We start from the raw sequence: 10,835 nt of genomic DNA, 5'->3' as shown, positions 1-10,835 counted from the left end.
GCCCCGCCGGCCTGGGCGGGGCGGCGCCGGTCGCGGCGCGCGGGGCCCGTTCCGCCGTCAGCGGAGCAGGGCCCTCACAGGCGGGCGGAGCAGGGCCCTCACAGGTAGAGGCCGGTGCCGTTGTCGGTCTGCGGGGTGGCGATGGCGTGCAGGTCGCGTTCGCGCATGACGAGATAGATCTGGCCGTGGACCTCCACCTCGTACTGGTCCTCGGGGTTGAACAGGACCTTGTCGCCCACCTTCACCGTCCGGGCGTTCGCGCCCGCACCGCAGACCTCGCCCCAGACGAGCCGGTTGGCCATCTTCACCGTCGCCGGGATGACGATGCCCGCCGTGCTGCGCCGCTCCTCTGACTCCTGCTCGACCTTGACCATGACGCGGTCGTGGAGCATCTGAATCTCGAACTTCGGGTCACCCACAGCAGAAAGCTTATGGGACCGGAGGGGCCGCGCCGGCTGATCCCGGCAGCCCGGCCGTCCGGGACGGCCCGCCTAGCGCGCGGTCCCGGGCAGCGACAGCTCGGCGAAGACGGCCCTGTGGTCGGTGCCGGGGACGCGGTGGGCGCCGAAGGACCGGACCGCGATCCGGGAGTCGGCGAACACGTGGTCGAGGGTCACCCCGGGGACCGGCTCCCAGCCCTGCTGGGGCCAGGTCGGCGTGAGCCCCTGCCCGGTGGCGTCGGCGGCGTCGCGGTAGCCGGTGGCGAGCAGCTCCCGCATGATCGCGTGGTCGAGGGTGGCGTTGAAGTCCCCCGCCAGGATCCGGTACGGCCCGGCCCCGGCCTTGGGCAGCGCCCGCAGCCCCTGGGCCCAGCAGGCGGCCTTGTAGTCGAACCGGGGCGCGCAGGGGTGGACCGAGGCGATCTCCAGGTTCAGCTCCGGCACGACCGCCAGGGACTGGCGGAAGTTGCCGTAGCTGAGCGCGGCCTGATCGGCGCGCAGGGGGGAGCGGGCGTAGATCCCGGAGCCCCATACGCCCGGGGTGGGCTCGCCGACCATGTGGGGCAGGGCCTTGCGGATGCCGGCCGCCTCCAGGCGCTCGGCCGCCTCGGGGGTGAGCTCCTGGAGGGCCAGGATGTCGGGCTTGAGCCGTACGACGAGGTTCATGATCGCCTTGGTGTCGGCCTCGCCGCGCGCGAGGTTGGCGGCCAGCACGCGCAGCGGGGTCCCGCCGGGAGGAGCGGGGGCGTCGGCGAAGGCCCGGGGAGCACCGCCCCGGCGAACACCCCCACGACGACCAGGCCCGCCACCCCCGCCGCCCAGCGGCGCAGGGCCAGGGCGAGCAGCGCGACGGCGACCGAGGCCCCCGCCACGTAGGGGGTGAACGCCACGAGCTGGATCCACCGGAATCCGGCGTCCCATCCGGCCGTCCGGAGGGCCGCCCAGGCCGCGGGCGGCGTCACCAGGATCCAGATCAGCGTGGTGATCCAGCGCCGCCGGCGCGGGCGCCCGGTCGCGGAGGCCGTACCGGAGATCGTTTCGGTGGTCATCCCGCTGGACGCTACCGCCTGGCGAGCCGCCGGAGAAGACCCGTCGCGGCGCCCGGGGGCCCGAGGTCACCGCGGCGGGCGGGATCCCGGATGACGGGGGCGCGGAGTAGGCTCACCGGTCATGACGGACCTCTCCCCTGATCCGGTCGGCGACTACCTCGACTGGCACCTCTCCGCCAATCCCGTCCAGGCCGCCCTGGCGGGTGCCGAGGGCTACGACAGGACCCTCGGTGACTTCACCGAGGCGGGCTTCCTCGCCCGGGACCGGGAGTCGCGACGCTGGCTGGAGCGCTTCCAGGAGGCCGGCGACCCGGGCGACTTCGAGGACATGGTCGACCGCGAGCTGATCATGTCCAGGCTGCGCGGCGCGCTCGTCCAGGCGGACTGGCCGGAGTGGCGGCGCGACCCGTCCGTCTACCTGAATACGATCTTCGCCTCGATGTTCAGCCCGTTCCTGCACCGGCTGTCGCCCGAGGGTGAGCTGGTCGAGGCGGCCGTCGCGCGGCTGGCCGAGGTGCCGGACGTCATCGCGGCCTGCCGCGCCAACCTGGACCCGGCGCTGGCGGCCCCGCTGCTGATCGAGCGGGGGCTGGGCCAGGCGCGGACGGCCCGGCGCTTCCTCACCGAGACGGTCCCCGGCCAGGTGGCGGACGAGGCCCTGCGCGCCCGGCTGGCCGAGGCGGCCGAGCCCGCGGCGGCGGCCTTCGACGGGCTCGTGGACTTCCTCACCGGTTTCCGGGCCGCCGGCACCTGGCGGATGGGGGAGGAGCTCTACTCCACGCTGCTGCGCGAGCGGGAGATGCTCGGCTACGGGGCCGACGAGCTGCTCAAGCGCGGCCAGGCCGCCTACGACGAGCTCGACGCCCGGATGCGCGAGGTGGCCGGGCTGCTGCCCGGCGGCTCCGAGGGCTGGCACGCGGCCGTCACCGCCCTCCAGGACGACCACGCGCCGACCCTGGAGGACATGCGGGCCGAATACGAATTCGAGACCGAGCGGGCCCGGAGGTTCGTGCGCGAGCACGGCCTGGTGACGTTCGCCGACGGCGAGGAGTGCCGGGTGGTGCCGTCGCCGGAGTTCCAGCGTCCCGTCCTCGCGGTCGCCTCCTACCTGCAGCCGCCGCCCCTGTCGACCTCCCGGATCGGGCACTTCTTCGTGCCCTTCACCCCCGACTCCTTCACCGAGGAGCAGGTGCGCCAGCGGCTGCGCACCAACGCCAGGGCCCAGATGCCCTCCATCGCCGTCCACGAGGCCTACCCCGGCCACCACTGGCACCTGTCCTGGATGGCGGGCAGCCCGCGCCGGGCCCGCAAGCTGTTCCGCACGCCCTACTTCACCGAGGGCTGGGCCCTCTACGTCGAGAAGGTCATGCAGGAGCACGGCTACTTCACCACCCCCGCCCAGGAGCTCGCCCACCTCGACTTCCGGCTCTTCCGGGCGGCCCGCATCATCGTGGACACCTCGCTGCACTGCGGCGACATGACCGTGGAGGAGGCCGAGGAGTTCATGACCACCAGGTCGTCGCTCACCCCCGGCACGGCCAAGGGCGAGGTCGACCGCTACTGCGCCTGGCCCACCCAGGCGCCCTCCTACCTGACCGGCGCCCTGGAGATCGACCGCATCCGCGACGACTATCTGGCCGCGGGCCGCGGCGACCTGCGCGCCTTCCACGACGCCCTCGCCGGCTCCGGCGGCCTCCCCCTGGGGCTGGCCCGCCGGGTGGCTCTGGAAGGCTAGCGGCATGCTCGACGACGAGGCGAAGGTGCTGGAGGCGCTGGACGAGGCGGAGACGGTCCGGCTCCTGACCGAGCTCGTGCGGGTGCCGAGCGTCACCGGCACCGACGCCGAGTCGGACCTGCAGCACCGCTGCGGGCGGCTGCTCACCGAGGCGGGGCTCGACGTCGACGTCTGGAAGCTCGACCTCGAAGCGCTCCGGGCAACACCCGGGTTCCCCGGCACGGAGGCGCCGCGCATCGAGGGCTACGGTGTGGCCGGCGTCACCGAGGGCGAGGGCGACCCCGCGCTCATCCTGCAGGGGCACGTGGACGTGGTGCCGACCGGCGACCTGGCCAAGTGGCAGGGGGGTGACCCGTTCGGCGCCCGGATCAGCGGGGACGTCCTGCACGGCAGGGGCGCCTGCGACATGAAGGCGGGGCTGGCGGCGAACCTCGCCGTCGTCGCCGCCCTCCGCCGCTCGGGCGTACGGCTGGCCCGGCCGCTGGCCGTGCACTGCGTGGTGGGGGAGGAGGACGGCGGTCTGGGCGCGTTCGCCACCCTGGCCCGCGGGCACCGGGGCGAGGCCGCGGTGATCGCCGAGCCGACCGGCGGGGCGATCATCGCCGCGGCGGCGGGCGCGCTGACGTTCCGGATCGAGGTCGCCGGGCGGGCGGCCCACGGCGCCACCCGCTACGAGGGCGTCAACGCCCTGGAGGTCTTCTGGCCGGTCTTCGAGGCGGTCAGGCGGCTGGAGGCCGACCGCAACCGCGATCCGGACCCGGTCTTCGACGGCAACCCGCTGCCCTATCCGATCGAGATCGGGACGGTGCGCGCGGGCGACTGGGCCAGCAGCGTGCCGGACCTGCTGGTCGCCGAGGGCCGGCTCGGCGTCCGCCTGGACGAGGACCCCGCCGAGGCCCGCCTCGCCCTGGAGACCGCGCTCGCCGAGATCGGCCACCCGTGGCTGCGTGAGCACCCCCCGGTGATCACCTGGCCCGGCGGCCAGTTCGCCAGCGGCCGGCTGCCCGCCGGGCACGAGCTGCTGGAGCAGGTCGCCGGCGCGGTGGCCGACGTGACCGGGACCCGCCCCGCCGAGACGGCCGCGCCGTACGGGAGCGACCTGCGCCTGTACGCCGCGGGCGGCATCCCGACCCTGCACTACGGGCCGGGTGACGTGCGTCTGGCCCACGCCCCGCGCGAGCAGGTCGACCTGCGCGAGCTCCGCGACGTCACCCGGGCGCTCGCCCTGCTGGTCCTGCGCCGCTGCGGGGTCAGGGGCTGAGCGCGGGGTCAGGGGCTGAGCGCCCGCCGCGGGCGGGAACAGGCGCTTGTCGACGGCGCGGCCGACCTGGCGGTCGCCGGTCACTCCATGACCGCGGGCTCCGGACCCGGCGGAACGCGTCTCGGCGCCGGCGGCCGGTGAGGCCGGTTCCGCCGGTGCCGGCCCCCCTGCGCGTGCGGCGGCCGTCAGCGCGCGGCGGCGCCGGACTCGATGGGCAGCCCCGCCTCGGCCCAGTCCTGGATGCCCTCGCGATACTTGCGGACGCCGGTGTAGCCCAGGGAGGTCAGCCGCCGGGCCACCGCCTCGCTGTTGCCGCAGGAGACGTTGGAGCAGTAGGTGACGATCGCGGCGTCCTTGTCGGGGAGCAGGTCGGCGGCCCGGGTGGCGACCTCGCTCTCGACCAGGGCGATGGCGCCGGGCAGGTGCTGCTGGGCGTAGTAGTCGCCGCCGAGGGTGTCCACGACGACGACGGTGCCCGCCTCGATCGCGGTCTTCAGCTCGTCACGGGTGATCAGTACGGTCATTGTCGGCCTCCATGGACCTAAATGGACTATAGTCCGTTTGTGTGAGTGATCTGGAATTTAACGGACCACGGTCCGGTTCGTCAAGCGAGCCGCTGCGGACGCTCCTGGGCGAGCCGCCCAGGGAGCGGGCCGACGCCGCGCGCAACCGGCTGAAGGTGCTGGCCGCGGCGGCGAGGCTGTTCCGGGACAAGGGTGTGGACGGCGTCTCGATGGACGCGATCGCGACCGAGGCGGGCGTGGGCAAGGGCACGCTGTTCCGGAGGTTCGGCGACAAGTCGGGGCTGGCCGCCGCGCTCCTGGACGAGCGGGAGCGCGAGCTCCAGGAGGCGATCCTGACCGGCCCGGCGCCCCTCGGCCCCGGCGCCCCCGCGGCCGACCGGCTGGCCGCCTTCGTGGACGCCTACCTCGACTACCTGCTCGGCCACCTCGACCTGATCCGGATGTCCGAGACCGCCAGCCCCGGCGCCCGCTACCGGATCGGCGCCTACCGGTTCTGGCACCGCCACACGGAGATCCTGCTCGCCGAGGCCCGGCCGGGCTGCGACGCCGGCCCGCTGGCCCACGCCCTGCTCGCCCCACTGGCCGCCGAGCACATGACGGCCCTGGCCGGTGAGTACGGCCAGGCGCGGGCCGGGGAGGCGGTCCGGGCGCTCCTGCGCCTCTGAGCCGGTCCTGCGGGCCGCCCGGGGCCGGACCCGGCCGGCGGGACCGGCGCGACGCCCGCCGACCGGCTTGCGCCGACCGGCTTGAGTTGACCAGCTTGAGTTGACCGGCTTGTGCCGTTCCAGGCGGGTGAGGGGGCAGCGGGTGAGGGGTCAGGCGTAGGTGCCGCGGACCTCCACGATGTCGGCCAGCGGGAACTCCAGGTAGTCGCCGGCCTCCTCGCACCACGCGTCGAGGACGCCGCTGCGCAGCTCGCCGTGGCTGATGGTGGCGGTCAGGCCGTCGGCCAGCGTGATCGCCGCCCGCACCCCGCGGTCCACCACGAAGCCGAGCAGCGACTGCTGGGCGGTCGGCAGGCGGGAGGCCACGCGGCCGATGACCGCCCAGGTCCTGCCCTGCTGCCGGTCGGCGCCGCTTTCGGCCGACAGCAGCCGCCGGGCGTGCTCGTGCGGGTCGGGGGCCGGCTCGACCAGCGGGTGCGGCGGCTGTTCCAGCTCGGCCACCTGGCCGCCGGGCAGCAGGATCAGCCGCCCGTTCCGCGGCTCCTCGATACGGGCGCGGCGGACGGTGATCTCGCCGGTGTCCTCGATCGGCACCGGGGCGTAGCCGTTCTCCCGGAGCGCGGCGAGGGTCTTGCCGGCGGGCACCGCGCTGGCCAGCACGGTCGGCGCGAGCAGCCGCAGGCCCAGCCTGCCCAGCCGCCGGTGCCCGGCGATCTCGGCCAGCAGCGCCGGGTCGGAGGCCTGCACGATGCAGGCGACCGTGGTCACGGTGACCTCGCCGTGCCGCCTGGCCACATCGCGCACCAGGTAGTCGAGGGGTTGCGGCACCGCGCCCACCTCGGCGAGGTCGGCCAGGAGGGCGTCGGCGCCGTAGCCGGAGTCCATCGCCCGGCGCACGCTGGCCGGGGTGAACCGCCAGACCGAGGCCGCGCCGCGCGACTCGCGCTCGGCGGTCCGGTCCAGCAGTTCGGCGAGCTCGGTGGAGGGCGGTCCGGTCACCACGGCGGTGAGGTCGGCGCCGAACAGCGCGCTCCGCCGTACGCTGGCCAGCGCCCGGGTCGAGCACTCCACCAGCACCGGGTCGTGCTCCACGAGCGGGACGGAGTCGTCGTTCTCGTCCCCGGCGCAGGCGTCCAGGGCGGCCAGCGCGCGGCCCAGGTCGGTGATCGTGTCGTAGGCGATCAGCCCGAGCATCCGGGCCTCCTCCAGCACCGCGGGGGCGCACTCGGCCAGGAGCGACCGGTCGAGCAGCGGGGCGTGCCAGTGCGCCGACCCGACCAGCCCGGCCCGGTCGGCGCACGCCGTACTGGCGGGCAGCCGGGCCAGCACGCCGAGCACCGCCCGCCGGGCCCGGCCGACCGCGGCCCCGGCGGGGTCGTCGCCGAGCACCGTGCCGTATTTGCCGTCGGTCCGGCGGAGCGACGAGCGCTCCATCCGCCACCACGCCGCCAGCAGCACCCGCAGCCGGGCCGCCGCGTCGTCCAGCCGCCAGCGGTCGAACTTCTCGGTGGGCACCAGCCCGCCGGCCGGCTCGTCCCAGGCCAGCAGCCGGGCCACCGCGCAGATCTCCAGCAGGAGCCGGGTCTCGTCCTCGTCGCAGCCGGTGTCCTTGGCCAGCCGCCGCACCTCGCGCACGCCGACCCCGCCCGCCTTCAGCAGCGGCAGCGGGAGCTTGGCGGTGTTCTCCAGCATCGCGGCGCAGCGCTCGACCACGTGCGGGGCGGCCAGCGTCATCAGGTGGTCGACGGCCTCGGGGTCCACCGGGACGGTCGCGAGGTCGGGCGGCCAGGGGGTGAAGGACGGGTGGTAGTCGGGGCCGCGCAGCGCGAGCGCCACCTCCCGGGGCATCTCGGCCACGTTCCAGCTCGGCCGGAAGAGCAGCCCGTGGTCGGCGGCCCACTTCTCCGGGGCGCCCGGCGCGACGAACCGGCCGCCCTCCACGTCGCGGATCGGGCCGTCCCAGGCGAACTCCTCCAGCAGCCGCTCGGTGCCCGCCGACGCCCGTGCGACCATGGCCGCCACCCGCGCGGGGTCGGAGAGCACCTCGGTGATCCTGGTGACCGTGCGGCGCTTGGGGCCGTGGGGCAGGCCGAGCGTCCTGGCGAGCGCGCGGAGGGCGTCGGCGCTGACCGTCCAGGAGTTGAGGTAGTGGGAGAGCGGCTCGCCGAGCCCGCACGGGGCCGTCCACCACCGGGCGAGCCCGCCGGAGATCCGGATCCGCCCCTCGCCGTCCGGCCAGGCCAGGGCGTGGTCGAACAGCCGGTCGACCCAGGGGGCGACCTCGGCCTCCGGCACGCCCATGAACCGGGACAGCCGTTCCAGGTCGACGTGGTCGCCGAGGGCCAGGGACGCCTGCGCGACCTCCAGGCACGGCAGCGGAAGCCCCCGGACGACGGCCATCACCGCGAAGCCGTTGCCCAGCCGCTGCGCCAGGGTGTCCAGGCGGCGCGGCCACGGCGGGGCGATGGCGTCCGGCCGGTTGGCCAGCACCCGGGTGAGCCGTTCTTCGTCGAGGGTTTTCAACCAGCCGAGCAGGTGATCGTCCATCTCGGAGCTCTCTCAGGAATCTCGCGCGGGGACTCTCCGTGAGCCATAGGAATCCACGGTAATGCAGAGGGCATCCCCGGTGGCGTGCACCGCGCAGAATCCAACGCGTTCCGGAGGTGTCCGCCCGCATTCTTGACCGATCCCGGGGCCGCCGGCGGGGAGGCGTGGCGGCCCCGGGATCGGTCGGCGCCTGATGAGGGGAAGAGGCGGCGCCTTTCCGGGATGGTCTGCTGAGGGCGCCCCGGGCGCTACCGGAGGACGGCCCAGACGATCTTGCCGTAGGGGGCCAGCGGAGCCCAGCCCCAGCGGAGGCTGAGCGACTCGACGATGTGCAGGCCGAGGCCGCCGATGTCCAGCGGTGAGGGGTCGCGGAGCGCGGGGAAGCCCGATCCCGGGTCGTTGAGCGCGCAGGCGACGAGGCCGTCCCGGCGCAGCAGGGAGAGCCTGATCGGCTCCTTGGCGCGGGATTCGGCCAGCCGCAGGCCGTGTCTGAACGCGTTGGTGGCCAGCTCCGAGACGACCAGCTCCATGTTCTCGCTCAGCTCGGCGAGCTTCCAGCCGGTGAGGGTGCCCGTGGTGAAGCTGCGGGCGGAATGGACCGCCTCGGCCTGCGGCGGGAGCACGAAAGTGGCACTGGCCATGGCCGGTGTCCCGGAGAGGAGATCACGCGCCGCGTCGGGCCACCAGCCGACTGGGGGCCACCAGTCGAGCGCTGTCCATGACGTTCGGGGGGGCGCGGTTTGAGCGGACTGCACAGCGATCATCATGGTGCAAACTCATGTGCAGGTGCAAGAGCGAATGCACGTGCATAAGGGGTGTGCAACCGCTACGGTTACCCATGATTCGGCAATCCGGATGGAAAGGGGATCTTGTCCGCGGCTTGGGAATCCCATGCCGCAAAGTGACAGACTGTCGATCAGGAAAGCGAGCGAGGAGCGCACACGTGTCCATGGACCCGCCCGGTACCGGTTCCACTGTTCGGCGCATCATGCTCGGCGCAAGCCTGCGCCGCCTGCGTGAGGAGAAGGGGCTCGCCCGTGAGGTGGCCGGATTCCACATCCGGGCCTCCGAGTCCAAGATCAGCCGGATGGAGCTCGGCCGCGTCGGTTTCAAGACACGGGACGTGGAAGACCTGCTCACCCTGTACGGCGTGCTCGACGACGCAGAACGGCGCGGCCTGCTGGAGATGGTCCGCGAGGCGAACACCCCCGGCTGGTGGCACAAGTTCGGCGACCTGTTGCCGAACTGGTTCACCACCTACGTGGGGCTGGAGGAGGCGGCGAACGTGATCCGCACCTATGAGGTGCAGTTCGTTCCCGGCCTGCTGCAGACGTCCGCCTACGCGCGCACAGTGATCCGGTTGGGCTACCCGGACGTGCCGGAGGCGGAGATCGAGCGTCGTGTGCATATGCGTATGCAGCGGCAGGAACGCTTCACGAAGAAGAACGGCCCGCGCCTGTGGGCGGTCATCGACGAGGCGGCCCTGAAGCGGCCCATCGGAGGCAAGGAGATCATGCGTGAGCAGATCCAGCACCTGCTGGAGGTGGCCACGCTGCCCAACATCACCATCCAGGTGATGCCCTTCCGGTTCGGCATGCACGCGGCCGAGGGTGGTGCGTTCAGCATCTTGCGGTTTCCCGAGTCCGACCTGTCGGACGTCGTTTATGTCGAGCAGCTCTGGGGTGCCCTCTACCTGGACAAGCGTGAGGACATAGATCCGTACCTCACGGCCATGGAGCAGCTGTGCGTGGAAAGCACCACGCCCGGGGGCACCGCCGAGATCCTCGGCGACCTTCTCAGAGAGATCTAAATGGAGCAGACCTACAACGGCATGCCCGCCACGGAACTGGCCGGGGCCAGCTGGCGCAAGAGCCGTCACAGCAATTCACAGGGTAATTGCGTGGAGCTCGCTGAGCTGTCGGATGGCAGCATCGCGGTTCGGAACTCCCGTTTTCCCGATGGTCCAGCCCTGATCTACACCCGCGACGAGATCCGCGCGCTGGTGCTCGGGGTGAAGGATGGGGAGTTTGACAGCCTGATGGTGTAACACTGTTTTTACATCCGGCTCACCTCTTAACGCCGGTGCGCCGATGATGTAACGCAAGGAGCGTACGGATCGGGCAGATTCTGAGTCCCCGGAGTGACAGCGGGGCAGAGGAATTGGGGGCTCAGACCATGCTTGACCAGATGACCTTGTATCCCGTGGCCGATGATGTGCTGTTCGCGCCCGGGGGGCGCGTCGTGATCCGCACCTACGGCGTCGCCTCCGCGGCCGTGGGTGAGGGGGAGGTCGCCGCGGTTTCCTACCGGACATGGGTCACGGGGGTCCGTGACCAGCCCCGTTACTGGCGTTGGGGGCATTTCGAAGACGCCTGTCACGGCCATCGCAAGGTTCTGGAATGGCTCACCGGGCGGGGGCCGCGGCCGTGCGCCGCGGCCGCTTGACGGTATGGAGGGACGTGGTAGCCGTCGGCCTGGGGACCGACTGTCAGGGTGACGGCGGCGGCTGAGGCCGCGTGGAACGGCATCGCCGCCCGATACGCGAACGACCTGCTGGAAATCCTCGACCGCACCGCCGACACCACAGGGGGAGCCTGACCGTGCCGTACGCCGA

General features: G+C 73.1%; 12 protein-coding genes. 6 read left to right on the top strand and 6 right to left on the bottom strand.

Annotated elements, in window-relative coordinates:
• Positions 1 to 98 precede the first annotated feature (98 nt).
• The 3 genes from ACWDS7_RS42135 to ACWDS7_RS42125 all read right to left on the bottom strand — a co-directional run bounded on the left by ACWDS7_RS42135 (position 99) and on the right by ACWDS7_RS42125 (position 1,489).
• Positions 99 to 419, bottom strand: a complete 321-nt coding sequence (locus ACWDS7_RS42135; RefSeq protein ID WP_306857381.1) for a GroES family chaperonin — start codon at positions 417 to 419, stop codon at positions 99 to 101.
• A gap of 72 nt (positions 420 to 491) precedes the next feature.
• Positions 492 to 1,154, bottom strand: a complete 663-nt coding sequence (locus ACWDS7_RS42130) for an endonuclease/exonuclease/phosphatase family protein (RefSeq protein WP_451933844.1) — start codon at positions 1,152 to 1,154, stop codon at positions 492 to 494.
• Positions 1,103 to 1,489 (bottom strand): hypothetical protein, encoded by a 387-nt coding sequence (locus tag ACWDS7_RS42125; protein WP_451933843.1) that lies wholly within the window; start codon positions 1,487 to 1,489, stop codon positions 1,103 to 1,105. The genes ACWDS7_RS42130 and ACWDS7_RS42125 overlap by 52 nt, the downstream gene beginning before the upstream one ends.
• 121 nt (positions 1,490 to 1,610) lie before the next feature.
• Here ACWDS7_RS42125 and ACWDS7_RS42120 point away from each other — a divergent pair, with 121 nt between their 5' ends.
• Together ACWDS7_RS42120 and ACWDS7_RS42115 are read left to right on the top strand one after the other, a co-directional pair.
• Entirely contained in the window at positions 1,611 to 3,224 is a 1,614-nt protein-coding gene (locus tag ACWDS7_RS42120) for a DUF885 domain-containing protein (protein ID WP_451933842.1), read from the top strand.
• A 4-nt stretch (positions 3,225 to 3,228) separates the two neighbouring features.
• The gene (locus ACWDS7_RS42115) at positions 3,229 to 4,485 is read left to right on the top strand and encodes an ArgE/DapE family deacylase (protein ID WP_451933841.1); all 1,257 of its coding nucleotides are present in this window, start codon (positions 3,229 to 3,231) and stop codon (positions 4,483 to 4,485) included.
• Between the two features lie 185 nt (positions 4,486 to 4,670).
• On the opposite strand, the gene ACWDS7_RS42110 is transcribed toward ACWDS7_RS42115, so the two are convergent.
• Positions 4,671 to 5,009: a rhodanese-like domain-containing protein gene (locus ACWDS7_RS42110; protein ID WP_451933840.1), complete on the bottom strand. Its 339-nt coding sequence runs from the start codon at positions 5,007 to 5,009 to the stop codon at positions 4,671 to 4,673.
• Between the two features lie 41 nt (positions 5,010 to 5,050).
• Here ACWDS7_RS42110 and ACWDS7_RS42105 point away from each other — a divergent pair, with 41 nt between their 5' ends.
• Complete coding sequence (locus ACWDS7_RS42105) at positions 5,051 to 5,674, top strand: TetR/AcrR family transcriptional regulator (RefSeq protein WP_306857388.1); 624 nt, start codon at positions 5,051 to 5,053, stop codon at positions 5,672 to 5,674.
• Between the two features lie 150 nt (positions 5,675 to 5,824).
• On the opposite strand, the gene ACWDS7_RS42100 is transcribed toward ACWDS7_RS42105, so the two are convergent.
• Together ACWDS7_RS42100 and ACWDS7_RS42095 are read right to left on the bottom strand one after the other, a co-directional pair.
• Positions 5,825 to 8,221, bottom strand: coding sequence for a helicase-associated domain-containing protein (locus ACWDS7_RS42100; protein WP_451933839.1), 2,397 nt, complete (start codon positions 8,219 to 8,221; stop codon positions 5,825 to 5,827).
• Positions 8,222 to 8,469: 248 nt separating this feature from the next.
• Positions 8,470 to 8,862, bottom strand: a complete 393-nt coding sequence (locus ACWDS7_RS42095) for an ATP-binding protein (protein ID WP_306857391.1) — start codon at positions 8,860 to 8,862, stop codon at positions 8,470 to 8,472.
• 347 nt (positions 8,863 to 9,209) lie between these two features.
• On the opposite strand from ACWDS7_RS42095, the gene ACWDS7_RS42090 reads away from it, so the two are divergent.
• From ACWDS7_RS42090 to ACWDS7_RS42080, 3 genes are all read left to right on the top strand, one after another.
• Entirely contained in the window at positions 9,210 to 10,031 is an 822-nt protein-coding gene (locus tag ACWDS7_RS42090; protein WP_306857392.1) for a helix-turn-helix domain-containing protein, read from the top strand.
• On the top strand, positions 10,032 to 10,268 hold the full coding sequence (locus ACWDS7_RS42085) for a DUF397 domain-containing protein (RefSeq protein ID WP_306857394.1): 237 nt from the start codon (positions 10,032 to 10,034) through the stop codon (positions 10,266 to 10,268).
• A gap of 128 nt (positions 10,269 to 10,396) precedes the next feature.
• The gene (locus ACWDS7_RS42080; RefSeq protein WP_306857396.1) at positions 10,397 to 10,666 is read left to right on the top strand and encodes a hypothetical protein; all 270 of its coding nucleotides are present in this window, start codon (positions 10,397 to 10,399) and stop codon (positions 10,664 to 10,666) included.
• The last annotated feature ends 169 nt before the right edge of the window (positions 10,667 to 10,835 follow it).

Source organism: Streptosporangium sp. NPDC003464, assembly GCF_053588315.1.
The sequence above is the reverse complement of the archived record's forward strand: the minus strand, read 5'-3'. Positions and strand labels throughout refer to the sequence as shown.